Origin of the sequence: Pseudomonas sp. 3HC3 (assembly GCF_044904505.1) — a bacterium.
In the GTDB taxonomy this organism is placed as follows: Bacteria; Pseudomonadota; Gammaproteobacteria; order Pseudomonadales; family Pseudomonadaceae; genus Aquipseudomonas; species Aquipseudomonas putida_Y.
Genome location: NZ_JADDRH010000012.1, coordinates 85,073 through 110,230, shown reverse-complemented (window position 1 = coordinate 110,230; position 25,158 = coordinate 85,073). Strand labels below are relative to the sequence as shown.

The following is a 25,158-nucleotide window of genomic DNA, read 5'->3' as shown; positions in this document are numbered from 1 at the left end:
TTCAGTACACCGTGCTTCCGTCGGACAAATCTTGTCCGACAATCCCTGCTTCCCTAGAATAATGCCGCCGCGAATGGCCCTGCCCACGCAGTAGCGAGCATGCCCACCCAATCCCCGCGTTCCGCAATCTACAGGTCGCACCCCGAGCTGATCCTCAACCTGGGCAGTTGCCTTGCCGTGCTCGCCATTGTGGCCATCGTCAGCTACCTGCTTGACCGCGAGCGCGTAAGTGTCGAGCAATCGGCGTTGCGCTCGTCGAACAACATCGTCCAGCTGATCGAAAGCGACATCCTGCGCAACGTCGAACTCTACGATCAGTCACTGCAAGGCCTGATCTGGGCCGTCGGGCGCAAGGAACTGCCGGAAGTCCCCGGCCCGCTACGTCAGCGTCTGCTGTTCAATGAAGCCTTCGTCAACCGCAAGCGCGGCGACATACTGTGGCTGGACAAGCAAGGCAATGTCGTCGGCGACTCCATCAGCAGCGTGCCACGCAAAGCCAACTTCGGTCAGACCGGGGTGTTCAAGGCTCACCAGCAGAATGCCAACCTCGGTTTGCTGGTGGGCCCCCCCTTCAAGGCCAAGCTCGGCGACCTGGACTGGTGTATCAGTTTCAGCCGACGCATCTCCGGCCCCAATGGCGAGTTCGCCGGGTTGGCAGCGGGTGCGCTGCGCCTGTCGTACTTCAGTGAGCTGTTCCAGCGCCTGGACATTGGCCACGACAGCAGCATCAACCTGTTCAATACCGACGGGCAGTTGCTCGTCCGCCAGCCCTACCGCGCGCAGGACCCGCTGATTGGAACCTCCTACACCGAAAGGCCCAATTTCAAGCGCATCATCGCTGAACAGAGCGGTACCTTCACCGCCCGCTCCGACATCAACGGCAAGCTCCGCATGTTTACCTTCGCCCGGGTCGCGCAGTTGCCCCTGATCGTGCTGGTGGTGCACTCGGCCGACGAGGTGTTCGAGTCCTGGCGCCGCACCGCCATTGTCGTCAGCGTCGCCACCGGCGGTCTGTGCGTGGGCATTCTCTGGCTGACGTTGCTGCTGGGCCGCGAACTGCGCCGCCGCCACGAGGCCGAAGAAGACCTGGCTATGCTCGCGTCCACCGATAGCCTGACTGGCCTGGCCAATCGCCGCAGGCTGGACCATGTGCTGCGCCAGGAATGGGCCCGCGCCCAACGTAACCGTAAACCACTGGCGGTACTGATGGTGGATGTGGACCACTTCAAGGCATTCAACCAGCGCCATGGTCACGCCGGTGGCGACCATGCCTTGCGCGAAGTGGCCAAGGCCATCGAGGCCTGCATTCGCCGCCCGGCGGACCTGGCCGCGCGTTACGGCGGGGAGGAGTTTCAGGTCGTGCTGCCGGAAACCGATCTGGCCGGGGCCCGGCTACTGGCTGAACGCATCCGCGCCAGCGTCGAGGCGCTGGCGCCGTTTGCGGATGATGCTCACGCGGTAACTGTGAGCATCGGTATCGGTTTGTCCAGCACCCAGCACGACCTTGGCAGGGTGCTGGGTGCTGCGGACGAAGCGCTCTACCGGGCCAAGGCCAATGGCCGGAACCGGGTAGAGGGCCCGCTCGATTAGGAGCGGGCGCGAGCGGCGTTGCGCAGAGCCTTGACCTGGTCATGGTTGCGCTGCACGCCTTGCAGCTGCTTTTCCACCAGGCTGTAGGTCATGTCGCTGGCAGAGCGGCCCAGTTTCACCAGCTTCTCGCGGGCTTCCTTGTAGGCCTTGAGGGCGTGGTCCTCGCCACGCTCCACCTCGTTCAGCACCGCCTCTTCGTCCTTGCCGGTGACCATCGACTTGAGGTTGACCCAGCCGCGGTGCAGGTCGCCACTGATGCTGGTGGAGGTTTCCGGGTCGCCGCCCAAGCGGCGGACTTCGCCCTGCAATTCACTGGCAGCGTTAGCACACTCACCCGCGCGCTGGACGAAGAACGCTTTCAGTTCGGGGTTCTTCACATCATCGGCAGAGGCCTTGAAACCTTTCTCGCCATCCTTGCTGTACTCGATCAGGTCGTTGAGTACGTCGATCACGTCTTTGTTGGGGTTGCTCATGGTCGAACTCCTTGGCAGGTGATAGTCCACTAGGGAATTGCAGTGTTCGTGCCACGCTTTCAAAAAATATAAATTTCTTACTATTCAATAACTTAAAAAAATAATTGCATCAGCTCTCAACGGCGTTCTGCATGATTGCCGCTTGGGGCTTCGTGCAGATTGCAGTATGGTCGGCACCTTTCCACAGCCAGGTGCGCGAAGATGAAGCCGGAAACCCTCGAACTACTGGTGACCCGCAGCATGCCGTTCGGCAAGTACCAGGGGAGGATCATTGCCGACCTGCCAGGAGACTACCTGGCGTGGTTTGCGCGCAAGGGCTTCCCGGCAGGGGAACTGGGCGGGTTGCTGGCGTTGATGCATGAGATCGATCACAACGGGTTGGGTGATCTGCTGGTGCCGTTGCGGCAGAAGCATGGGCGCTGAGAGGTCAACACGGCCTCTGCGGGAGCAGCCTTGTGCCGCTCCCGCAGCGTGGGGTCAACTCAGGTACTTTTAACCGGCGTCACCGCAAGCTCCACCCGCTCGCTCTTCTTGATCACGGCATACACCACGGCGGTCAACAAGCTACCGGCCATGATCGCCAACAAATAAAGCAGCGCATGGTTGATCGCGTTGGGGATCAGCAATACGAACAAGCCGCCATGCGGCGCCATCAGCTTGCAGCCAAAATACATCGACAATGCCCCGGTCAGCGCACCACCAGCGATACTGGCCGGGATCACCCGCAATGGGTCCTTGGCGGCAAACGGAATCGCCCCCTCAGAGATGAAGCACAACCCTAGCGCCAACGCCGCCTTGCCCGCCTCGCGCTCGCTCTGGGCGAACTTGCGCCGGGCCAGGAAGGTGGCAATGCCCAAGCCGATCGGCGGCACCATGCCGGCGGCCATGGTCGCCGCCATTGGCGCGTAGCTCGACGAGGCCAACAGCCCCACCGAGAACGCATAGGCGGCCTTGTTGATCGGCCCGCCAAGGTCGACGCACATCATGCCGCCCAGCAATAGCCCCAGCAGGATGGCATTGGTGGTGCCCATGCTGTCGAGGAAGTGCGTCAACCCTTCGAGCATCGCCGCTACCGGCTGGCCGACCACGTAGATCATCACCAGGCCGGTGAACAGACTGGCCAGCAATGGAATGATCAGGATTGGCTTGAGCGCCTCCAGGCTGCTGGGCAAGCGCGCCCACCGGGCAATGGCCTTGGCGCTGTAGCCGGCAAGAAAGCCGGCGACAATGCCACCGATGAAGCCGGCACCCAAGGTGCTGGCCAGCAGGCCGCCAATCATGCCGGGGGCCAGCCCGGGGCGGTCGGCAATGGACCATGCGATATAGCCCGCCAGTAGCGGTACCATCAGTTTGAAGGCGGCTTCGCCGCCAATCTGCATCAACGCCGCCGGCAAGGTGCCCGCCTCTTTGTAGGCCTCGATACCAAACACGAACGACAGGGCAATCAGCAGGCCGCCGGCCACCACCATCGGCAGCATGAACGACACGCCGGTAAGCAAGTGCTTGTAGACGCCGGTTTTCTCGCCCTTGGTCGGCGTGGTCGGCGCTGCGGCGTCGGCGCCGTTTTCCACCGTGGCCTGCGCCAAGGCTTTGTCCAGGGTCGCGCGGGCCTGCTTGAGGGCTATGCCGGTACCACATCGGTAAATACGTTTGCCGGCGAAACGTGCAGTGGGAACTTCAATGTCGGCGGCCAGCAAAACCACGTCCGCCGCAGCGATGGCTTCAGCAGACAAGGGGTTGCGCGCACCGACCGAGCCCTGGGTCTCGACGGTGAGCTGATAGCCCAGTTGTTGTGCGGCTTGCTGCAGGGCTTCTGCGGCCATGAAGGTATGGGCTACGCCGGTCGGACAGGCAGTGACGGCTACGATGCGGACGCCAGCACTGCCAGCGGCGGCGGGGCCATCTGTCACTGCCACCAGCAGCTCGGCGTTGGCCGCCGCTTCGTCGAGAAAACCTTCGCGATCAGCCAGCGCCTGGGATGGCGTGCTTTGGTACAGGCGCTTGCCGACGAAGCGGGCCAGGTCCACCGGCCCGGTGCTGACCACAAGCACCCAGTCAGCCTCGGCGATCTGTGCGGCGCTCAGCTGCCGCTCGGGGTGTTCAGTATTCTGCACTTCGACGCTGGTGCTCCAGCCGCGCCGCTGGGCAGCGGCGGACAGCAAGCGTGCGCTCAGTACACTCGATACCTGGCCATTGGGGCAGGCGGTGACTATGGCAATGTTCATCGGCAACCCTCTTGTTGTTCTGTCAGTTGCACGGCCGCTTCCAGTTGCACCAGGTGCTCGCGGTCACGGATACCGAAGCCAACCTGGGTAACGGCCTGGGCGGCAATGGCAGTGGCTCGGGTCAACGTCTGCGCAGGCGCCTCGGCCAGCAGCAGGCCGTGGACCATGCCGGCCACCAGCGAATCCCCCGCCCCCACCGTGCTGGCAACCCGCACCTTGGGTGGGCGGGCGTGCATGGCCAGGTCACGACTGAACCAACTGACGCCCTGCTCGCCCGCAGACACCACCACGTGTTCAACGCCACTGGCCAGCAGGCGCTTGGCGGCAGCCGTCTGTTGCGCCAGGTTATCCACAGGCAGGCCCAGCACTTCGCCCAGTTCTTCGGTATTGGGCTTGACCAGCCAGGGCGCGCTCTGCAAGCCGACACGCAGGGCTTCACCACTGCTGTCCAGGACGACCTTGAGGCCTTGAGCCTTCAACAGTTCGAGCAACTGGCGGAACCAGTCAGTACTGATTCCGCGCGGCAGGCTGCCAGCCACCACCACGGCATCGTGGCCTGGGGCAACCTGTTGCAGCCTGTGCAGCAAGGCATTGCGTGCCGCCTCGTCCACCTCCGGGCCTTGCCCGTTGATGTCGGTAACGCGGCCATCGGCCTCGACCAGCTTGATGTTACTGCGGGTTTCGCCCGGCACACGAACAAAGCAGTCGGTAAAACCGCGACCGTCGATCAGCGCCTCGAAGGGCTGCAGATTGTCGCGCCCAAGGAAACCGCCAACGGTTACGCTGTGCCCCAGGTCGGCCAGTACCTGGGCAACGTTCAGCCCCTTGCCTGCGGCGTGACTGTGCTGCGCCTGGCTACGGTTGACCTGCCCTGGGCGTAGAGTGTCCAGGCCGATGGTGATATCCAGCGCCGGGTTCAGGGTGAGAGTGAGGATCTTGGCCATTCAGTAACGCTCCACCAGCGCGCGAACTGCTGCGGCGCTGTCCTGTTGCAGGGCCTCGCGCGCCAGGGCGCGGGCTGTCTGATGATCGGCCTGGCGAACCAGTGCCTTGACTTCAGCGATGCTGCGCGCGGAGACGCTGAGTTCGTCCACGTCCAGCCCCAGCAGCACGGCCACCGCCTGCGGGTCGGCCGCCAGCTCGCCACACACGCCCACCCACTTGCCGTGGGCATGGGCGGCGCGCACGGTCATGTCGATCAGGCTCAACACCGCCGGGTGCAGGCCATCGGCCTGTGCCGAGAGGCTGGGATGGCCACGGTCGATGGCCAAGGTGTATTGAGTCAGGTCGTTGGTGCCGATGCTGAAGAAGTCCACTTCGCGCGCCAATTGCGCTGCCAGCAGGGCCGCTGAAGGCACCTCGACCATAATGCCCAGTTGCAGGTCGGCTACCGGGATTTCTGCACGCAGGCGCTCCACCATGGCCCGAGCCTCACGCCACTCGTGCACCTGGCCAACCATCGGGAACATGATACGCAGCGGGCGCTGGTCGGCGGCCCGCAGCAACGCGCGCAACTGGTCTTCCATCACTTGCGGGCGCTGCAGGGTCAAACGCACGCCGCGCACGCCGAGGAAGGGATTTTCCTCGGCAGCGATTGGCCAGTAAGGCAGCGGTTTGTCGCCGCCGACATCCAGGGTACGCACCACCAGCGGGCGCCCATCGAGGCCATCGAGCACGCGGCGGTACTCGGCTTCCTGGGTAGCCACATCCGGCGCTTGAGGGTGGGCCATGAAAATCAGTTCGGTGCGCAGCAGGCCCACACCTTCGGCGCCCTGCTCCACCACCTTGGCAATACCGTTGCTGTCACCGATGTTGGCAAACACCTCGACGGCATGCCCATCCTGGGTGATGGCCGGCTCGAAGCGGTTGGCCCAGGCGGCCTGCAGGCGTTGCTCGCGCAGGTCACGCTCGGCCAGCGCCTGCTGCAGTTCATCCGCAGGCGGTGCGATGCTAACCACACCACGCTGGCCATCGAGCAGCAGCGGCGTGCCACTGTCCAACAGCAGTATCGACGCACCGGCGCCGACCACTGCCGGTATGCCCAAAGCCCGGGCAACGATGGCACTGTGGGCCGTGGCGCCGCCCTGGGCGGTGACAATACCGGCAACCCGGGTGGGGTCCAGGCGGGCGACATCGGATGGACCGACTTCGGTCATCACCAGCACATAGGGTTGCTCGGGTTCAGCCTGCGCCTGCACACCACACAACTGCGCCAGCACGCGGCGGCCGATATCGCGCAGGTCGGCAGCGCGCTCGGCAAGCAGCGCATCGTGCAATGCCTCTTGCTGACGGGCCGCGGCGTCGATCACGGCCATCCACGCGGCCGCGGCGCTTTCGCCCTGGGCCAGGCGCTGCTCGACATCGTCGGTCAGGGCCGGGTCGGCAAGCATTTCCTGGTGGGTGACGAAAATTTCGCCAATGGCCTTGTCGCTGCGCAGGACCAAAGCCTGCAGTTCGCCATTGACGATGGCCAACGCTTCGCGCAGCTTCTGCCGCTCCTGGGCGCACGATTCACCCCGCAAGGGGTAGTCGAACTCACGCTCGACACAGACATGCGCCGGGCCGCTGGCAATGCCGGGGGCGGCACCCACACCCTGGATACGACTGCCGGCCGCAGGCGCTTGCAGCACTTCGGGTAGGTCATCGGCAATGGGAGTGACGCTCTGCGGGAGCGGTTCCACCTCCTCACCCAGGCCTTGTTCGATAGCGGCCAGCAACACCGGCAAGGCATCGGCAGCGATACTCGGCTCGGCGACCAGTTCCAGTGCCTGACCACGGCGGGCGCCGAGGCTGAGCAGCTTGCTGAGGCTCTTCACCGATACCGCTGGCTGCGCGCTATCGACCAGGCGCACACGAATTTCCCCTTCAAAGCCTTTGGCCAGTTGTGCAAGCACCTTGGCCGGTCGGGCATGCAAGCCATGTGGATTGGCCAGCACGACACGTGCGCTGGGCCAGTCCGCCGGCGCCTCGCCGCCCAGTACTTCCAGTACCGCACGGCTGTTGGTGGCCTGGTAGAGCATCTGCCCGCGGCCTTCGATCAGCACTTCGCAAAGACGCTCAAGCAGGGCCTCGTGAGCGGCGCCAAGGCTGGCCAGGCAGAACAGACCGTTGAGCGGCTGGTCGCGGTAACGCAGCGGCTGCTGCGGGGTGATGAAGGCGAGGCCCGGCTGACGAACCTGGCGCTCGCTGTGCAGCCACCACAGGCCCTCGCCCAGCGGCAGCGGTTCGGCCTGCTGGAGCACGGCGGCAAAGCCACTGTCGACACAGTCGGCACGTTGCAACAGGCGGGCACCGCGCCAGGCCAGTTCGTCGAAGTCTTCAGCCGGCAAGTTCAGCCCCACCAGCTGCGCATCCAGCGCCAACGCTTGTGGCGCGCCCTGCAGCAGCTTGAGCAGCGCTTCGGCTGAGCTGGCCCGGCGCAAGGCTTCGGCCAGGTCGGTCTCGCCCAGCGCACGGGTCAACAGCTGCAGCAGGCGCAGGTGTTCGTCGGAGCGGGCGGCAATACCAATGGCCAGGTAGACCATTTGCCCGTCACCCCAGTCTACCCCCTCGGGGAACTGCAGCAGCCGCACGCCGGTGGCATACACCAGATCGCGTGTTTGCGGCGTACCATGAGGAATGGCGATGCCCTGGCCAAGGAACGTGGAGCCTTGTGCCTCCCGGGCCTGCAGCCCTTGCAGGTAACCCTCGGCAACCAGGCCGTCCGCAACCAGTCGATCCGCCAGAAGGCGCAATGCCTCGTCCTTGTCGGCGGCCTTCTGGCCCATGGCTATCTGCTCATTGGCGAGCTCGAGCATGACCTTCTCCTTTTGCAGTTCCCGTTCGGGTACTGGAGTATTGTTGTGAAATTCACATAAAGGGCCAGTTCAGCAGCCTTGCACGGGTGGCAGCCGAGGCAGAAAAATCGGCAGCTGAAACGTTTAATCTGACCAGGCGGCCACGTTACTCGATAATCTGCCCAGTAAAAAGCCCCATCCTGTCGGACAATTGCGACAATGGTCGTCTGCGCGTGATGCCTGTACCGGGTCAAACTACCCGGTCCGGCCTTACAGCCAGCCCCGGTAATAACAAGGAAAATTCGGTGAAACTCAGCGATATCGCCCGTCTGGCCGGTGTGTCCGTGACCACTGCCAGCTACGTCATCAATGGCAAGGCAGAACAGCAGCGCATCAGTAACAGTACTGTCGAGCGGGTACGCGCGGTGGTCGAAGCCCACGGCTTCACCCCCAACCCGCAGGCAGCTGGGCTGCGCAGCCGGCATACCCGCACCCTGGGCTTCATTCTCCCGGATCTGGAGAACCCCAGCTACGCCCGCATTGCCAAGCAACTGGAGCAAGGCGCCCGCGCTCGCGGCTACCAGCTGCTGATCGCCAGCAGCGACGACCAGCCAGACAGCGAGCGCCAACTGCAGCAGCTGTTCCGTGCGCGCCGCTGCGATGCGCTGTTCGTTGCCAGTTGCCTGCCGCCAGAAGATGACAGCTACCGCGAGCTGCAGGACAAAGGCCTGCCGGTGATAGCCATCGACCGCCGTCTGGACCCCGCACACTTCTGCTCGGTGATCAGCGACGACCGCGATGCCAGCCGCCAGCTGGCCGCCAGCCTGCTCAGCGCGGCACCACGTAGCATAGCCCTGATAGGCGCGCGCCCCGAGCTGTCGGTTAGCCAGGCGCGTGCCGGCGGATTCGACGAAGCCCTGCAAGGCTATACCGGCGAAGTGCGCCGCTATCAGGGCGAAGCGTTCAGCCGCGAGTGCGGCCAACGCCTGATGCAGCAACTGATCGACGACCTGGGTGGCCTGCCTGATGCTCTGGTGACCACGTCGTACGTGCTGTTGCAGGGCGTGTTCGACACCCTACAGGCACGCCCGGTCGACTCGCGCCAATTGCAACTGGGTACCTTTGGCGACAACCAGTTGCTCGATTTCCTGCCGCTGCCAGTCAATGCCATGGCCCAGCAGCACGGCCAGATTGCCGCCACCGCGCTTGAACTGGCACTGGCCGCCATCGAGGAAAAACGCTATGAGCCCGGCGTGCATGCTGTTGGCCGCACCTTCAAGCAACGCATTTCAGCGGCCTGAACATGCGCCTGATCGACACCCACACCCACCTGGATTTCCCCGACTTCGACGCCGACCGCCCGCGCCTGCTGGCCAACGCGGCGGCGCGTGGGCTGGAGCGGATGGTGGTGCTGGGGGTGTACCAGGCGAATTTCCAACGGGTGTGGGAACTGGCCTGCACCGAGCCGCGCCTGTTCGCCGCGCTTGGCCTGCACCCGGTCTACCTCGACCAGCATCGACCTGAGCACCTGCTGCAACTGCGCGAGTGGCTGGAGCGCCTGCGCGACAACCCGCGGCTATGTGCCGTGGGTGAGTTTGGCCTGGACTATTACCTCACAGACCTGGACAAGCCCCGCCAGCAGGTGCTGTTCGAAGCGCAACTGCAGATGGCTTGCGACTTCGAACTACCGGCCCTGTTGCACGTGCGCCGCAGCCATGCTCAGGTGATTGCCACGCTCAAGCGCTACAAGCCTGCGCGGGCGGGGGTGATTCATGCATTTGCCGGCAGCTACGAAGAGGCCCGCGAGTACATCAAGCTGGGGTTCATGCTTGGGTTGGGCGGTGCGGCTACCTGGCCGCAGGCACTGCGGCTGCGCAAGACCCTGGCGCGGCTGCCACTGGACAGTGTGGTGCTGGAGACTGATGCACCGGACATGGCACCGGTGATGTACCCGGGGGTACGCAACAGCCCGGAGCATCTGCCGGAAATTGCCGCGGTGCTGGCGCAAGTGATGGGGCTGGATGTCGAGGTGCTGGCACAGGCCAGCACCCGCAATGCTTGCGCGTTGTTTGGCTGGTGAGACTCAGGTGATCGGGAATCCCGTGGGATGCGATTGGCCCCGATTCAGACCAGCACGGTCCACAGCGCAAACCCTGCATACCACAGCACTGCGCAGCGCAACAGCAGCTCCCACAGGCTGTCCAGCCGCCCCAACCCGCGCTGGCTGTCTTCTTCCTCGGGAATGTCATCGGCAATCCGCCCGACCCGAGCCACCAGGTGCCCGGCGCTGATGTGCCAGTTGAGCACCTCGTGCAGCATCACCCGTGTCACCGCGAGGAAGTTGCCCACCAGGGCAAAGCTCAACGCCAGCGCTCGCACCGGCAACCAGTCCATGATGTGCCGCAACTGCTCGGCACGCACCTTCAGCGCCGGCTGCTTGCTGTGTTCACCACACAGCGCCAACAGTCGATAAGCCAGCGCAGCGCCTGGGCCCAGTACGAAATACCAGAAGATCACCGCAAAAAAGCCCTGGTACACCTGCCACAGCAAATTACCCTGCACCCGCTCCAGCAGGCTGTGCGGTTCATCGGCCACCAGGCCCAGGTCGCGCTCGGCCACGTGCAGCGCCGCCTGATCGTCCCCCCGCCGCCAGGCATCACGAAACGCCCCCAGCGATGCCTTGGCATCGCCGCGGCCCAGGCTGTAGATCAGCACCAGCAGGTGCACCGGAAACGCCAGCAAACCATAGGCCACCGGCTCCAGCACATGCAGCAGCAACACCAGCAGCGCTACCGGCGCCAACACCAGGATGGCCAACGTCCACCATGGGTGCACCTTGCCGTTGCGTTCCAGACGCACCAGTTCGCCAAGAAAGAACCCGTCGCGCTGCACCCGATGGCGCAGGGCCGAAAACTTCTCGACCCACAGCGCCAGCAACAACACCAGAAAACTCATGCCTTGTCCTCTTTGTGCTGCAGCGCCTGGCGGTAGCGCGGCCAGTCGAAGGCCGGGCCGGGGTCGGTCTTGCGCTGCGGGGCAATGTCGCTGTGGCCCTGAATGCGGTTCAGGTCGATGGCCGGCCAGGCATCTCGGATATGCCGGGTGAGTTGTTCCAACACCGCATACTGGGCATCGGTATAGGGCAGGTCGTCGGTGCCTTCCAGTTCGATGCCGATGGAAAAGTCGTTACAGCCTTCACGCCCGTCAAAGCTCGACACACCCGCATGCCAGGCACGGTCATGCAACGACACGAACTGAGTCACCGCGCCGTCACGCTCGACGAACAAGTGCGCCGAGACGGTCAGGTGGTTGATGCTGGCAAAGTACGGGTGTTCATCAGGGGCCAGGCAGTTCTGGAAGAATTGCTGCACCTTGCCCGTGCCGAAACAGGCCGGGGGCAGGCTGATGTTGTGGATCACCAGCAGGGAAATCGATTCGCCTTCGGGGCGCGTATTGAAGTTCGGCGAGGGGCAGTGGGTGATTCCGATTCCGTGGAACCAGCCAGTGGCACGGTCCAATTGCATGGGCAGATCCTGAAAAACGCCGTGAACATGCCCACAGTATGCCCTGCCGCCAACGCCGTGTGCATGTGAATGATTGTAATGCGTCTGCCTATTGCGCCTGCCCTTGCCGCAAGCTATCAAGTACCGCCTCCAGCGCCCGTTCGAACAACAGGCGGTCATCCAGCACGCGCACTTCGTGCCGCTGCAATGCCTGGGCCAGGCTGGCGCTGCTCCACTCGCGCACTTTCATGCCGGTGCGGTTGGCGAACACCAGCCTATCGCTGCTGTCGATACGCGCGACCAGCTTGCAGCGCAGTGGTTCATCGTCGTCGAGTACCTCGACCCAGGTGCCGATGCGCAGGCGTTGAGCCTGGCGCAGCGCTGCAGCCTGCCCCTCGGCAGCGTGCAGAGGCACGCAGGCGGGCTCTTCGGCAATTGCCAGCACAATCTCTTCGGCCACCAGCACGTCGCCCAAGGATCGGCCCTCCCCTGCCGGCAACGCCTCTTTACCTGCGCATGCGCGCAGGTGCAACTGTTCCAGTTGCAGGAAGAACTCGCGGGTCGCCACCGCGTCCAGAGCTACGCTGGCCAGGCCATCGCGCAGCGCCTTGAGCAGGGCCGGCACCTGCTGCAGCAAAGTTTGCGGCTCATGTGGCGGCGTGATGCTGGTCAGCAGCAAATCCATCGTCTGCAATGCGTCACGCCAAACCGCGGAGGCCTCGCCCTGTTTCAGCCAAGCCAGCAGCAGCACCTGGCTCCAGGCCTGCACCAGCATTTTTACCACCACCTGCGGCAATACCCGGCCACGCAGGCGCTGGTTGAGCACGTGCTGCACCTGCTGCCTGGCCTGCATTGCCCGGGCACGGCCTTCTTCGGCGTCGCGAGTGCGTTGTTCCAGCAACTCGTTACGTCGCCGTTCGTCCTGATTGAAGGCCAGGAAGTCGTCGAGCAACTCGGCGAACAGGCTTGCATCGTCGGCAAAATCATTGAGCAGGCGCTGGACGATACGCTCTACCCGCAAGTGCAAACTGTCACGCAGGCCTTCGCTGCCGCACTCCCAACCAATCGCGGCGCCGGCGATTTCGTTAAGCAGCCGGCGCGCGGGGTGGCTACCGCGGCTGAACAGCCCCTTGTCCAGTAATGCCACCTTGAGCAGGGGAATATGAAGGCGCGCAATCAGCGCCCGCAGGCTGGCCGGCAGGTTGTCGTCGTTGTGGATGAACGCGAACAGCAAGCCAACCAGGTTGACCATGTCTTCGTCAGCCACTTCAAGACGCCGACGCGTGCCGCTGCGCACACTCACCCGCAACAGCAGTTGCTCAAGCTGCTGGCCGAGCTCGAAGTCATCGGCCTCGTGGATGGCAGGCACGTAGCGCTGCAAATGCGAAAGTAGCCGGAGCAGGTCGGCGGTACTGATCGGCTGGGCGGCAGCCACCGCGTGCAAGCGCGGAGCGAACTGCCCGCGCACCGGCGCCAGCAGTGCCTGTAACGAGGCAAACAAAGCCTGCCCTGCGGCATCCGCCCCCACCTCCTGGCCAAGATTCGCCGGCCCAGGGCGCGCACGCATGCGCCGGTCTTCGGCACGCCGGCGCGGCGCCGGTTGCAGTTCGGGCAGTACGCCGGCAGCGGCCAGCAACTGGTTGGCTTCGCCATAGATCACATCGACATCGCGCAGCACATAACGCTCGAACAGCTTCAGCAGCACCAGCTTGACCCGCAGGCCAACGCCCAGATTACGCCCGGCATCGAGGAAGTAACGACACAGCGCGGCTGGCCCCAACGGGTTGTGCTGCTCGTACAGGGGGCGGTCGAGCAACGCGTGCAGGCGCAAACCCAGTTGCTGCAGGGCAATGCCATCGCGTGACAGCACCCGCGCCACCATGCCCTCAATGGCGGCGGCCCGCTCCATTTGAGCCTTGCTGCGCGGGTTGCCCGGCTGAGCCAGGTTTGCCAGCAAGTCGACCTGGCCGGTTCGGACGAAAGCATCCTGGAACGTATCCAGAAAACCACGCTCGATGCTCTTGCGCTTCAGGCGCAGGTCACGCATGGCCTCGAAGTACAGGTTCTGGTCACCGCGGTCCAAGGCCTTGTCGGCCATTTCGAAGAGCGTGTCATCGGCATTGTCGAACAGGTCCTGCAGGCCCTGACGCAACTGCAACGCGGCCTTGTCGCGCACCTGCAGCAACACGACCGGAAGGCAAGGCAGAGGCGTACGCCCCCCTTGGTCGATGGCTGCCGCCAGGGGCACCACCTTGCCTTCTTTTTGCATCCTGGACTCCTTGCAGGGTGTCTTGCCCGAAAGGGCCGAAAATCGTCAAAGCTATGACGCCAAATACTGGTCGCCATTATCGGTAAAAAACCGTATGCCTGCCAGCGCCGTTTCGCTGGCAGGCTAATGACCTTGCTCTGCTCCGATTACTCATGACGCCCGACCAAAGGTCAGCACCAAGGCGGCTGTACACACCGGCCCCCTGCCCTATAATCGCGGGCACCTAGCTTGTGGAGCCGACCATGCCGAACCTACGCCTTGCCGACCTGACCGCTGAAATTGAAGCCAACGTGCGCCGCGCGCTGTTGGAGGACATCGGCAGTGGCGATATCACCGCGCAACTGATCCCGGCCGAGCGCCTGGCCAAGGCGACCATCATCACCCGCGAAGACTGCGTGGTCGCCGGTACCGCTTGGGTCGATGCCGTGTTCCGCCAGCTCGACCCGCGCGTTGCAGTGCACTGGCAGGTGGCCGACGGAGAGCAGGCTACTGCCAATCAGCCGTTGTTCCACCTGGAAGGCCCGGCCCGTTCGCTGCTCAGTGGTGAGCGCAGCGCACTGAACTTCCTGCAGATGCTGTCGGGGGTTGCTACCCGTGCGCGCTTCCTTGCCGACCTGGTAGCAGGCACCCAGGTGCGCCTGCTGGACACCCGCAAAACCCTGCCGGGCCTTCGCCTGGCGCAGAAGTACGCGGTTACCTGCGGTGGATGCGACAACCACCGCATAGGCCTGTACGACGCCTTCCTGATCAAGGAAAACCACATCGCCGCCAGCGGCGGCGTAGCCGAGGCCGTGGCCGCAGCGCACCGCATTGCGCCGGGCAAACCGGTTGAAATCGAGGTCGAAAGCCTGGATGAACTGCGCCAGGCGCTGGCCGCTGGCGCGGACATCATCATGCTCGACGAGCTGAACCTGGACGAAATGCGCGAAGCCGTGCGCATTACCGCGGGCAAAGCCAAACTTGAAGCCAGCGGCGGGGTCAACGAAACGACCCTGCGGGTGATCGCCGAGACAGGGGTGGACTACATCTCGATTGGTGCCATGACCAAGGATGTGAAAGCGGTGGACCTGTCGATGCGACTGAGCCTGTGAACTGATTGCAGGCAATAAAAAACCGGCGCTTGGCCGGTTTTTTATTGGGGGCGCTTTGCCCCCCTTTTTCTCAGATCAGAACGAGGCGTTGGCCAAACCGTCCAGGTAGCGCTCGACATCCAGCGCCGCCATGCAGCCTGCACCGGCCGAAGTGATGGCCTGGCGGTAAACGTGGTCAGCCACGTCGCCAGCGGCAAACACACCCTCAACGTTGGTAGCGGTGGCGTTGCCTTCGCGGCCGCCGTTGACCACCAGGTAGCCGTCTTTCAGGGTCAGCTGGCCTTCGAACAGCGAAGTGTTCGGGGTGTGGCCAATGGCGATGAACACGCCGTCGACCTTGATTTCGTCGCTGCTGCCGTCGTTGTTCTTCAGACGCGCACCGGTTACGCCCATGTTGTCACCCAGCACTTCGTCCAGGGTGGCGTTGAGCTTGAGCTCGATCTTGCCTTCGGCCACACGGGCGTTCAGCTTGTCGACCAGGATCTTCTCGGCGCGGAAGGTTTCGCGACGGTGTACCAGGGTCACTTTGCTGGCGATGTTGGCCAGGTACAGTGCCTCTTCCACGGCAGTGTTGCCACCGCCGACCACGGCGACCGGCTTGTTGCGGTAGAAGAAACCGTCACAGGTGGCACAGGCCGAAACACCCTTGCCCATGAAGGTTTCTTCCGACGGCAGGCCCAGGTAGCGAGCGCTGGCACCGGTGGCGATGATCAGCGCATCGCAGGTGTACTTGCCGCTGTCACCCTGCAGGGTGAACGGCTTGTTGGCCAGATCGACCGCGTTGATGTGGTCGAAGACGATTTCGGTTTCAAAACGCTCGGCGTGCTCTTGCATACGCTGCATCAGGGCCGGGCCGGTCAGGCCGTGGGGGTCGCCCGGCCAGTTGTCGACTTCGGTGGTGGTGGTCAGCTGGCCACCAGCCTGCATGCCGGTGATCAGCAGCGGCTTGAGGTTGGCACGGGCGGCATACACCGCAGCGCTGTAACCGGCAGGGCCGGAACCGAGAATGATGACGCGCGAATGACGTACTTCAGACATGTCGAACTCCTGTCGAGCGGGCCGCAGGGCCGGCATCGGTGTACCGGCTGCGCCAGCCAAGAAATTAAAAAGGACCCACGCAGCACTTGGGGAAGGCTAAAACGCGCAGGCCCGCAAAGCGAAAAGTTGAGCGCACTGTAGCGAGGTCGCAAAGATTAAGGAAATATCCTTAGACAATCCACCTCATAGGCATCGCCTATGCTGCGATTTCATCGATAAGCACCCTCCGGGCGCTTTTGTTACATCCCGTTTCCCGCCGACTGCGTGCCTTTCGTCGGCGCGGCAAACTCGGTAAGGTCAGCGCGTTTTCCTTCTCTGCGGAGTACCTAGATGCAAGCCCCTGTCCTCTCTGGCCCCCAATACCTGCGCGAAGGCCTGAAACTGGTGCTGAGCCCCAACCTGCGGCTGTTCGTGCTGCTGCCACTGGCGGTCAACCTGTTGCTGTTCGGTGGCCTGATCTACTTCGCCGGCCATCAGTTCGGCCTGTGGCTCGATGCCCTTATGCCAACGCTGCCTGACTGGCTGAGCTTCCTCAGCTACATTCTGTGGCCGCTGTTCGTTGCCTTGCTGGTGCTGATGGTGTTCTTCACCTTCACCCTGGTGGCCAATATCATTGCCGCGCCGTTCAACGGCTTTCTGGCGGAAAAGGTCGAGGTGGTGGTACGTGGCGAAGACACCTTCCCAGCCTTCAGCTGGGGCGAACTGGCAGCCATGGTACCGCGTACCCTCAGCCGCGAAATGCGCAAGCTGGGCTACTTCCTGCCACGCGCCATCGGCCTGTTCGTCCTGTCGCTGATCCCGGTGGTCAACGTGGTGGCTGCGCCGCTGTGGCTGATCTTCGGCGTGTGGATGATGGCCATCCAGTACATCGACTACCCGGCGGACAACAACAAGATGAGCTGGCAGGACATGCTCGCCTGGCTGCGGCAGAAGCGCTGGCAGAGCCTGGGCTTTGGCGGCATCACCTACCTGGCGCTGATGATTCCGGGCGTGAACGTGCTGATGATGCCGGCGGCGGTGGCCGGGGCTACGTTGTTCTGGGTGCGGGAGCGGAGCTGATCGCTCTCGGCACGTTGCACATTCCGCTTGCCATGCCCGGGCACTGTGGGAGCGGCCCTGTCGCGACACAAGGCCGCTCCCACAAAAAAGCGGAGCCTGCCTGGCTTGCTCCTTATTGCCCCAACCGGCTGGAAAACTGCCCCACCACATCCACCACCCGCTTGGCCCCGTCCTGGATCTCGACAATCACGCTGCCCGTCTCATCCGCCAGCGCCAGCCCCTGTTCGGCCTGGCGCTTGCTGGTGTCGATGATCGACACTGCCGCCTGCGCCAGTTGTTCGTTCTGCTGTACCACCCGGGCGATCTCTTCGGTGGCGGTGCTGGTGCGGGAGGCCAGCTGGCGCACTTCGTCGGCAACAACGGCAAAGCCCCGCCCTTGCTCGCCCGCGCGGGCAGCTTCGATGGCCGCGTTAAGGGCCAGCAGGTTGGTCTGCCCGGCAATGTCGCTGATGGTCTTGATGATCGAACCGATCACCCGCGACTGGGTATCCAGCGCCTGGATGCCGTCGGCCGCCTCTTGCATCGAAGCCTCCAGGCCACGCATCACGGTGACAGTCTGAGTGACCACTTCGGTGGCCTTGCGAGCACTGACATCGGTACCCAGCGAGGTGTTGTAGGCGACATCCGCCGCCTCGGCCACTGCAAACTCCTGGTTGACCTGATCGGTGATCACGGTGGCGAACTTGACCACCTTGTACAGCACATCGTGGGCATCGAAGATCGGGTTGTACGAGGCCTCCAGCCAGATCACCCGGCCATGGGCATCAATGCGCTTGAAGCGATCGGCAACATATTCGCCACGGCGCAGCCTGTCCCAGAACGCTTGGTAGCCGGCCGAGTTGACCTCCTGCGGTTCGCAGAACATGCGGTGGTGCTTACCGCGAATCTGCTCCAGGCGATAGCCGACAGTGGCCAGGAAACGTTCGTTGGCAGTGAGAATGATACCGTCGAGGTCGAACTCGATCACCGCAGTAGAGCGCATCAGCGCCTTGATCAGGCTTTCGTGCTCGCGTGAGGTCTCGATGGTTCGGGTGAGGTCGCTGGAATGCAGGGTGAAGTACTTGATGCGCCCCTCGCTGTTCTTCACCGGCTGCAGGATCGAGCGCAGCCAGGCTTCCTGACCATTGCCGCGCATAAGACGAAACGCACCGTTCAGGTGTTCGCCACGGCTGATCGCGCTTTTCATGCGCTGGTAGAAGTCCAGCGACTTTACGTGGGCGGGGACGATGTCCTCGATATTGCGTCCAAGCAATTGTTCGGCACGGTAGAGCATCTCGCTCTCGAAGTTGCCGTTGACCATCTCGATCCGTCCCTGAGGGTCGAGCTGCAGCACCAGCATCTCGCTGTCGAGACTACTCTTGACCTGTTCGATGGACATCAGGTCTTCGCGCAGTTGCCGGATTTCTTGCTTGAGCTTGTTGTTGAACATCACCGCTCTCCTGGAGCGCATCACGTAGTCGAATGCATCTTCATCGGCTGCCGGCGACACCTTCTTGAGTGCTGTGCGAGGAAATATTCATAGCGGCAAAAATGCCGGCGATCAGGCGTCACATTTACGTCATAAGGCAGTCACATTAGCGCAACCCGGCAGGCGGAAACTTTTTGTCATGAATACACCCGCCCTACGCATCACCTTGGTCAGCGAAACCTTCCCACCCGAGATCAACGGCGTGGCCAACACCCTTGGCCGCCTCAGCGAAGGGTTGCGCCAGCGCGGCCATGAGGTCGAGGTGGTGCGCCCGCGCCAGGCCGGCGAAGGGCACGTGCACAACGACCCGCAGCTGATGCTGTGCCGTGGCTGGGCGCTGCCTGGCTACCCGGGTTTGCAGTGGGGCGAGGTGTCGATGCACAAGCTGTTGCGCCGCTGGCGCCGGCAGCGCCCGGATGTACTGTATATCGCCACCGAGGGGCCGCTGGGGCTCAGCGCCCTACGCGCGGCCCGACGCCTGGGGGTGGCAGTGGTCAGTGGCTTTCACACCAACTTCCCGCAGTATTCCGGCCAGTACGGCCTTGGCCTGCTGGCGCGCCTGCTCACCCACTACTTGCGCTGGTTCCATCGGCGCACGGCAATCACCTTGGTGCCGAGTGCCAGCCAGCGCCTGGAGCTTGAGCGTCGCGGTTTCGAACGCTTGGAGCTGCTGGCCCGAGGGGTCGATGCCTGCCTGTTCAATCCGGCCCGACGCAGCCAGGCCTTGCGCGAAAGCTGGGGGCTAGGCCCGGAGGATATCGCCGTATTGCATGTCGGGCGGCTGGCGGCGGAAAAGAACCTTGGCTTGCTACGGCCTTGCCTTGAGGCGTTACGCAAGACGTATCCACAGAAGCGCCTGCGCCTGATCATGGTCGGCGACGGGCCTCAGCGCGCCAGCCTTGAGCAACAGATACCGGATGCCGCGTTTTGCGGCGCCCAGCGCGGTGAACGACTGGCCGAGCACTATGCCAGCGGCGACCTGTTCCTGTTCCCGAGCCTGACCGAGACCTTTGGCAATGTGGTGCTCGAAGCCATGGCCTCAGGGTTGGCGGTGGTTGCTTATGACGAGGCAGCCGCAGCGCAGCATATTCGTCATGGCCACAGCGGCGCGCTGGCCATGCCGGGGGACCAGGCGGCGTTTGTTGACGCAGCGTGCTGGTTGCTGGAAGAAGTGGAGACGTTGCGCAGGGTGCGCCTGAATGCGCGACAGCATGCCAGCCGCCAGGGCTGGCCGGCGATTGTCGAGCAGTTCGAGGGGTATCTGGATAACGCTTGTCGAAGTGTCAGCGCTGCGGCTGGTCGTTCGACGCAGCATGTGCAGCGCCTGTGAGAGCGAGTGCCGCGCAGGCGGCGCTCGACTTCGCAGATGCCACAATGATCGCGCCCAGTACTATTCAGACCAGTGCTTTTTCAATGGCCTGCACCACCGCTGGGTCATCCGGCGCCGTGCGCGGTGAAAAACGCGCCAGCACCCGGCCATCCTTGCCTACCAGAAACTTCTCGAAATTCCAGGTAATGTCACCGGGGAACTCGGCCCCCTCGCCTGCCAGCAGGCGGTACAGCGAATGGCGCTGCGGCCCGTTGACCTCCAGCTTGCCCCCCAGCGGGAAGCTGACCCCGTAGTTGAGGCTACAGAAGTCCTGGATTTCCTTTTCGCTACCCGGCTCCTGCCCGGCAAACTGGTTGCACGGCAGGCCAAGCACATTGAAGCCCTTGTCCTTGTAGATCTGGTAGAGGTTTTCCAGAGCCTTGTATTGCGGCGTCAGGCCACATTTGGAGGCAACGTTGACCACCAGCACCACTTGGCCCTTGAAGGGTGCGAGGGGCAGTTCTCCGCCGTTCAGCGCTTCCAGTTTCAGGTCGTGAAATGCACTCATGATGAAATCCCCTCTCAGGTTCCCGGTTGCCGTGCAGGCGAATTTCGCCCACTAAAAAGGCGCTCGTCCAAACCGTTCACCTCCCGTAGGAAGGCAAATCGGCTTGCCCGAGCGCCTGGCGACTTTCTGAGCTTAGCGCAGAAAATCAGTGGTGATGGCCACCTTCACCGTGGATGTGACGGTGAGCGATTTCTTCGTCGCTGGCGTCACGCACGTTGACAACCTTGACCTGGAAGGTCAGGCGCTGACCGGCCAGCGGGTGATTGCCATCAACGGTAACGTCGTCGCCGTCGATGTCGCGGATGGTGACGATCTGCATCTGGCCGTCCGGTGCCGAAGCGTGGAACTGCATACCCACTTCCAGCTCGTCGACACCTTCGAACAGGCTACGGTTCAGGGTGCTGACCAGTTCGGCCAGGTACTCGCCGTAGGCTTCTTCAGGCTCGATGGAAACGTTCAGCTCGTCACCAGCCTGTTTGCCTTCCAGGGCTTTTTCCAGGCCCGGGATGATGTTGCCGGCACCGTGCAGGTAAACCAGCGGCGCGCCACCGGCGGAGCTGTCGATGGTCTCCCCGGCGTCGTTGGTCAGGGTATAGTCGATGGAGACAGCCTTGTTGGCGGCGATCAGCATGGGGCAAGACCTTTTGCAAAAGAATGTAGAGCGCACAAGTGTAACCAAGCCATCGTCCGATTGCGAACGAACTGCAGACGAGCAACGACCCATCAGTCGGATCGACGGCTTTCATCAGGACGAAGAAGGCCACTGGGTGGCGGAACTTTCGTGCGGCCATACCCAGCACCTGCGCCACCAGCCGCCGTGGCAGGCACGCCCCTGGGTGCTCGACCCGGCACAACGTGCGCAACACATCGGCCAGCCTTTCGCTTGCGGCTGGTGCGCACAAGGGGCCGATAGCGCTACCCTTGGCCGTTAATTTCTTGCACCGCTTATTTCGAGAAGCACGCATGCAGACATTTTTCATTGCGCCGACCGACTTCGGTGTCGGCCTGACTTCGATCAGCCTGGGCCTGGTGCGCACCTTGGAGCGTGCCGGCCTGAAGGTCGGCTTCTTCAAGCCTATCGCCCAGCCCCACCCGGGTGACACCGGCCCCGAGCGCTCCACCGAACTGGTTGCCCGCACCCACGGCATCAAGCCACCTGTCCCTCTGAGCCTGGCCCACGTCGAGCGCATGCTCGGCGATGGCCAGCTGGACGAGTTGCTTGAAGAAATCATCCGCCTCTACCAGCAAGCCTGCGTCGGCAACGACGTGGTCGTGGTCGAGGGAATGGTACCCACGCGCCACGCCAGCTACGCAGCGCGGGTCAACCTGCACCTGGCCAAGAGCCTGGATGCCGAGGTAATCCTGGTATCGGCCCCGGAAAACGAAGTGCTCAGCGAGCTGTCTGGGCGGGTCGAACTGCAGGCCCAACTGTTTGGCGGCCCACGCGACCCGAAAGTGCTCGGGGTGATCCTCAACAAGGTGCGCACCGATGAGAGCATGGCGGCCTTTGCCACCCGCCTGCGCGAGCACTCGCCATTGCTGCGTGGTAATGACTTCCGTCTGCTTGGCTGCATACCCTACCAGCCCGAGCTGAACGCACCGCGGACCCGCGATGTGGCCGATCTGCTCGGTGCGCAGGTGCTCAATGCCGGCGACTACGAACAGCGGCGCATGAGCAAGATCATCATCTGTGCGCGCACGGTGGCCAACACGGTCCCGCTACTGACCTCGGGTACCCTGGTGGTAACCCCAGGCGACCGCGACGACATCATCCTCGCTGTCAGCCTGGCAGCGATCAATGGCGTGCCACTGGCCGGCTTGCTGCTGACCAGCGACAGCAAGCCTGACGAGCGTATCCTTGGCCTGTGCCGCGGTGCACTGCAGGCCGGCCTGCCGATCTTGTCGGTCAGCACCGGCTCCTACGACACCGCCAACCAGCTCAACTCGCTGAACCGCGAAATCCCGGTGGACGACCGCGAGCGTGCCGAGTTCATCACCGACTTCGTCGCCAGCCACCTCGACGCGGCCTGGCTGCACCAACGCTGCGGCACGCCACGCGAACTGCGCCTTTCACCAGCAGTGTTCCGCTACCAGCTGATCCAGCGCGCCCAGCAGGCCAACAAGCGCATCGTCCTGCCAGAAGGCGCCGAGCCACTGCTGGTGCAGGCCGCAGCCATCTGCCAGGCCCGCGGCATTGCCCGCTGTGTGCTGCTGGCCAAACCCGAAGATGTCGACGCAGTGGCCCGCGCCCAGGGCATCACATTGCCGCCGGGGCTGGAGATTCTCGACCCCGAACTGATTCGCGGGCGCTATGTGGACCCCATGGTCGAGCTGCGCAAAAGCAAGAACCTCAACGCACCGATGGCCGAGCAGCAACTGGAAGACCCCGTGGTGATCGGCACCATGATGCTGGCCCTGGACGAAGTGGACGGCCTGGTCTCGGGCCTGGTGCACTCCACGGCCAACACCATCCGCCCGGCCCTGCAGCTGATCAAGACCGCACCCGGCTCGAGCCTGGTCTCGTCGGTGTTCTTCATGCTGTTCCCTGAGCAGGTGCTGGTGTACGGCGACTGCGTGATGAACCCGCACCCAAGCGCTGCCGAGCTGGCAGAGATTGCCCAGCAGAGCGCCGAATCGGCGCAGGCCTTCGGCATCGCGCCACGGGTGGCGATGATCAGTTATTCAAGCGATTCGGCCAGCGATGAAGAAGTCGAGAAAGTGCGCGAAGCGACACGCCTGGCACAGGGCGCGGCGCAGGGGCTTCTGATCGACGGGCCGTTGCAGTATGACGCGGCGGCAAACCCGGCGATTGCCCGAGAGCTGGCACCGGGTAGCCCGGTGGCCGGGCGCGCCACGGTGTTCGTGTTCCCCGACCTGAATACCGGCAATACCACGCACAAAGCGGTGCAGCGCAGTGCCGACGGGGTCAGCCTGGGGCCGATGCTGCAGGGTTTGCGCAAGCCGGTGAACGACTTGCCACGTGGGGCGCAGGTTGACGATATCGTGCATACCATTGCCCTGACGGCGATTCAGGCCAGCGTGGCGCGCTAAAAGCAGCGGCTTCTTTGCAAGCCTTGTGGGAGCGGGACTGCCCGCTCCCATAGCGCCGCAAAGCGGCCCTGAAGGTCAATCAGGGATACTGCTGAACCTGACCTTGCTGCTCATACTGCTGACCCGGAATCGGCTTCAGGTTCACTTCCACACGGCGGTTCTGCGCGCGACCATTGGCGTCAGCGTTGCTGGCGATCGGCTGGTCCGGGCCCATGCCACGTACAGAGATACGCGAAGCGTCCACACCCTGCGAAGTCAGGTAGGTGCTGACCGCCTGCGCACGGCGCTGGGAAAGGTCCATGTTGTGCTGGCGGCTGCCAGTGCTATCGGTGAAGCCGACCACTTCGATGGTGTTCTGGTTGAACTGCTTGAACGAGCCAGCCAGGTTGTTCAGCGGCGAGTAGAAGCTTGGGGCGATGTTGGCCGAGTCGGTGGCGAAGGTGATGTTGCCCGGCATGATCAGCTTGATCTGGTCACCCTGGCGCTGCACTTCCACACCCGTGTTGGCCATCTGCGCGCGCAGCTCGGCTTCCTGCTTGTCGGCGTAGTAGCCATAACCGGCTGCAGCGGCACCCACTGCGGCAGCACCGATCAGTGCACCCTTGCCACGGTTGTTGTGGTCGATCGCAGCACCGGCGATGGCACCGGCCAGCGCCCCCAGGCCGCCGTACTTGGCGGTCTTGCTCATCCCAGTGGAGCCCTGCGCCTGACCCTGGTTGTCGTAAGGATTCTGGCCGGCGCAGCCGGTCATCAGTGCTGCGGCGGTTGCGACGATAATCAGACGACGCATGGTGAACATGGACAAGCTCCTACTGAAATTCATGAATGCGGCAGATCTCAAAGGGATCTATGCCAGCCTTGGATTGCATCGGCAACGAAAAATTCCATGAAAGTGCCTTCATGTGCCATCAGGCACGCACGAACGGGTTTTCGCGCATCTCGTCGCCCAAACGGGTGTCGGGCCCGTGGCCGGTCACCACGACGGCCTCTTCGTCCAGCCGGTACAGCCGCTCTTTGATAGAGCGCACGATTGCCCGCTGGTCGCCGCCCCACAAATCGGTGCGGCCAATACCCCGACGGAACAGGGTGTCACCGGCAATCAACAATTTGGCATCGGCAAACCAGAAGCTCATCGAGCCCGGGGTATGACCAGGCGTATGCAGCGCCACACCGCAGCCGCAGGCGAGTTCTTCGTCATCGCCCAACCAGCGGTCCGGTGCCGGTACCGGGGTGTAAGGTACACCGAACGTCTGGCACTGCATCTCGAGGTTGTCCCACAGCACCTGGTCGTCCTTGTGCAGGTGCAGCGTAGCACCCGTCAGCTCCTTGAGCTTGCCTGACGCGAGGAAGTGGTCGAAGTGCGCATGGGTGTGGATGATGCTCACCAGCGTCAGGCCGTGGGCCTGCAGGCGGGCAAGGATCTTGTCCACATCACCACCCGGGTCGACGACAATGGCTTTCTTGGTCAGGGGGTCGCCGATCAGCGTGCAGTTGCACTGCAAAGGGCCGACAGGGAAGGTTTCGCGGATGAGAGCAGGCGGGGCTTGGGTCATGGTGTTCTCGCAGGTGAAGCTGGGTTCTGCTGGGAGCCTGACAGGAAAATGGGGTGGGTGCACGAGGTTAATGTCTTGAGCGAAGTGGCGCCTGTGAGATCGAGCGCCGCCCGCGCGGCGCATCGCGAGCAAGCTCGCTCCTACATTTGTTTCGAGCCAGTTATTCCTGAGGCGGAGGTGCACGC

The 25,158-nt window shown here is 63.4% G+C and carries 21 protein-coding genes and 2 pseudogenes; 9 read left to right on the top strand and 14 right to left on the bottom strand.

Annotation, left to right across the window (positions count from 1 at the left end):
• The first annotated feature begins 99 nt into the window (after positions 1-99).
• Entirely contained in the window at positions 100-1,590 is a 1,491-nt protein-coding gene (locus INQ47_RS17180) for a sensor domain-containing diguanylate cyclase (RefSeq protein ID WP_404702168.1), read from the top strand.
• On the opposite strand, the gene INQ47_RS17175 is transcribed toward INQ47_RS17180, so the two are convergent.
• On the bottom strand, positions 1,587-2,063 hold the full coding sequence (locus INQ47_RS17175) for a PA2169 family four-helix-bundle protein (protein ID WP_404702167.1): 477 nt from the start codon (positions 2,061-2,063) through the stop codon (positions 1,587-1,589). The genes INQ47_RS17180 and INQ47_RS17175 overlap by 4 nt on opposite strands.
• Positions 2,064-2,264: 201 nt before the next feature.
• Between INQ47_RS17175 and INQ47_RS17170 the strand changes: the two genes are divergently transcribed.
• A complete protein-coding gene (locus INQ47_RS17170; protein ID WP_404662639.1) occupies positions 2,265-2,486 on the top strand; it encodes a DUF3820 family protein in 222 nt (73 codons plus the stop codon).
• 59 nt (positions 2,487-2,545) lie between these two features.
• Here INQ47_RS17170 and INQ47_RS17165 read toward each other — a convergent pair whose 3' ends face one another.
• Genes INQ47_RS17165 through ptsP form a run of 3 tightly spaced genes read right to left on the bottom strand, consistent with a single transcriptional unit; the run spans position 2,546 to position 8,085 of the window.
• Complete coding sequence (locus tag INQ47_RS17165) at positions 2,546-4,288, bottom strand: PTS fructose-like transporter subunit IIB (protein ID WP_404702166.1); 1,743 nt, start codon at positions 4,286-4,288, stop codon at positions 2,546-2,548.
• A complete protein-coding gene (gene pfkB, locus INQ47_RS17160) occupies positions 4,285-5,232 on the bottom strand; it encodes a 1-phosphofructokinase (RefSeq protein WP_392546327.1) in 948 nt (315 codons plus the stop codon). Before pfkB ends, INQ47_RS17165 begins: the two co-directional genes overlap by 4 nt.
• Positions 5,233-8,085 carry a phosphoenolpyruvate--protein phosphotransferase gene (ptsP, locus tag INQ47_RS17155; RefSeq protein ID WP_404702165.1) on the bottom strand — a complete coding sequence of 951 codons (2,853 nt, stop codon included), beginning with the start codon at positions 8,083-8,085 and terminating at the stop codon, positions 5,233-5,235.
• A gap of 284 nt (positions 8,086-8,369) precedes the next feature.
• Here ptsP and cra point away from each other — a divergent pair, with 284 nt between their 5' ends.
• Positions 8,370-9,365 carry a catabolite repressor/activator gene (gene cra / locus INQ47_RS17150; RefSeq protein ID WP_209967980.1) on the top strand — a complete coding sequence of 332 codons (996 nt, stop codon included), beginning with the start codon at positions 8,370-8,372 and terminating at the stop codon, positions 9,363-9,365.
• 2 nt (positions 9,366-9,367) lie between these two features.
• Positions 9,368-10,144: a TatD family hydrolase gene (locus tag INQ47_RS17145; protein ID WP_252458568.1), complete on the top strand. Its 777-nt coding sequence runs from the start codon at positions 9,368-9,370 to the stop codon at positions 10,142-10,144.
• 44 nt (positions 10,145-10,188) lie between these two features.
• Here the strand turns inward: INQ47_RS17145 and ampE are convergent, their stop codons facing one another.
• The 3 genes from ampE to INQ47_RS17130 form a co-directional block, all read right to left on the bottom strand.
• Positions 10,189-11,019 (bottom strand): regulatory signaling modulator protein AmpE, encoded by an 831-nt coding sequence (gene ampE / locus INQ47_RS17140; protein WP_404702164.1) that lies wholly within the window; start codon positions 11,017-11,019, stop codon positions 10,189-10,191.
• Positions 11,016-11,588: a 1,6-anhydro-N-acetylmuramyl-L-alanine amidase AmpD gene (gene ampD / locus INQ47_RS17135; RefSeq protein ID WP_252458569.1), complete on the bottom strand. Its 573-nt coding sequence runs from the start codon at positions 11,586-11,588 to the stop codon at positions 11,016-11,018. The genes ampE and ampD overlap by 4 nt, the downstream gene beginning before the upstream one ends.
• An 88-nt stretch (positions 11,589-11,676) precedes the next feature.
• Positions 11,677-13,836 (bottom strand): DUF1631 domain-containing protein, encoded by a 2,160-nt coding sequence (locus tag INQ47_RS17130; protein WP_404702163.1) that lies wholly within the window; start codon positions 13,834-13,836, stop codon positions 11,677-11,679.
• Positions 13,837-14,078: 242 nt separating this feature from the next.
• Between INQ47_RS17130 and nadC the strand changes: the two genes are divergently transcribed.
• A complete protein-coding gene (nadC, locus tag INQ47_RS17125; protein ID WP_021781721.1) occupies positions 14,079-14,927 on the top strand; it encodes a carboxylating nicotinate-nucleotide diphosphorylase in 849 nt (282 codons plus the stop codon).
• 75 nt (positions 14,928-15,002) lie between these two features.
• On the opposite strand, the gene trxB is transcribed toward nadC, so the two are convergent.
• Positions 15,003-15,965: a thioredoxin-disulfide reductase gene (trxB, locus tag INQ47_RS17120; RefSeq protein ID WP_003247318.1), complete on the bottom strand. Its 963-nt coding sequence runs from the start codon at positions 15,963-15,965 to the stop codon at positions 15,003-15,005.
• 330 nt (positions 15,966-16,295) lie between these two features.
• Here trxB and cysZ point away from each other — a divergent pair, with 330 nt between their 5' ends.
• Positions 16,296-17,024, top strand: a complete 729-nt coding sequence (gene cysZ, locus INQ47_RS17115; protein ID WP_209967990.1) for a sulfate transporter CysZ — start codon at positions 16,296-16,298, stop codon at positions 17,022-17,024.
• Between the two features lie 112 nt (positions 17,025-17,136).
• On the opposite strand, the pseudogene INQ47_RS17110 reads toward cysZ, so the two are convergent.
• Together INQ47_RS17110 and INQ47_RS17105 are read right to left on the bottom strand one after the other, a co-directional pair.
• Positions 17,137-17,550, bottom strand: a pseudogene (locus INQ47_RS17110) (methyl-accepting chemotaxis protein); the annotation flags it as partial.
• A 180-nt stretch (positions 17,551-17,730) separates the two neighbouring features.
• Positions 17,731-18,324 (bottom strand): annotated as a pseudogene (locus tag INQ47_RS17105) (PAS domain-containing protein); the annotation flags it as partial.
• A gap of 307 nt (positions 18,325-18,631) precedes the next feature.
• Between INQ47_RS17105 and INQ47_RS17100 the strand changes: the two are divergent.
• Positions 18,632-19,822, top strand: coding sequence for a glycosyltransferase family 4 protein (locus INQ47_RS17100; protein WP_404702162.1), 1,191 nt, complete (start codon positions 18,632-18,634; stop codon positions 19,820-19,822).
• 64 nt (positions 19,823-19,886) lie between these two features.
• Here INQ47_RS17100 and INQ47_RS17095 read toward each other — a convergent pair whose 3' ends face one another.
• Positions 19,887-20,369, bottom strand: a complete 483-nt coding sequence (locus INQ47_RS17095) for a glutathione peroxidase (protein WP_003247324.1) — start codon at positions 20,367-20,369, stop codon at positions 19,887-19,889.
• Between the two features lie 145 nt (positions 20,370-20,514).
• Positions 20,515-21,000 carry a peptidylprolyl isomerase gene (locus INQ47_RS17090; protein WP_003247325.1) on the bottom strand — a complete coding sequence of 162 codons (486 nt, stop codon included), beginning with the start codon at positions 20,998-21,000 and terminating at the stop codon, positions 20,515-20,517.
• On the opposite strand from INQ47_RS17090, the gene INQ47_RS17085 reads away from it, so the two are divergent.
• The gene (locus INQ47_RS17085) at positions 20,999-21,301 is read left to right on the top strand and encodes a DUF3565 domain-containing protein (RefSeq protein ID WP_252458576.1); all 303 of its coding nucleotides are present in this window, start codon (positions 20,999-21,001) and stop codon (positions 21,299-21,301) included. The genes INQ47_RS17090 and INQ47_RS17085 overlap by 2 nt on opposite strands.
• Positions 21,302-21,332: 31 nt before the next feature.
• Entirely contained in the window at positions 21,333-23,420 is a 2,088-nt protein-coding gene (gene pta, locus INQ47_RS17080; RefSeq protein ID WP_404702161.1) for a phosphate acetyltransferase, read from the top strand.
• A 79-nt stretch (positions 23,421-23,499) separates the two neighbouring features.
• Here pta and INQ47_RS17075 read toward each other — a convergent pair whose 3' ends face one another.
• Both INQ47_RS17075 and INQ47_RS17070 read right to left on the bottom strand, forming a co-directional pair.
• Positions 23,500-24,219, bottom strand: a complete 720-nt coding sequence (locus tag INQ47_RS17075) for an OmpA family protein (RefSeq protein ID WP_003247328.1) — start codon at positions 24,217-24,219, stop codon at positions 23,500-23,502.
• Positions 24,220-24,328: 109 nt separating this feature from the next.
• A complete protein-coding gene (locus tag INQ47_RS17070; protein WP_252458578.1) occupies positions 24,329-24,973 on the bottom strand; it encodes an MBL fold metallo-hydrolase in 645 nt (214 codons plus the stop codon).
• Positions 24,974-25,158 lie beyond the last annotated feature (185 nt).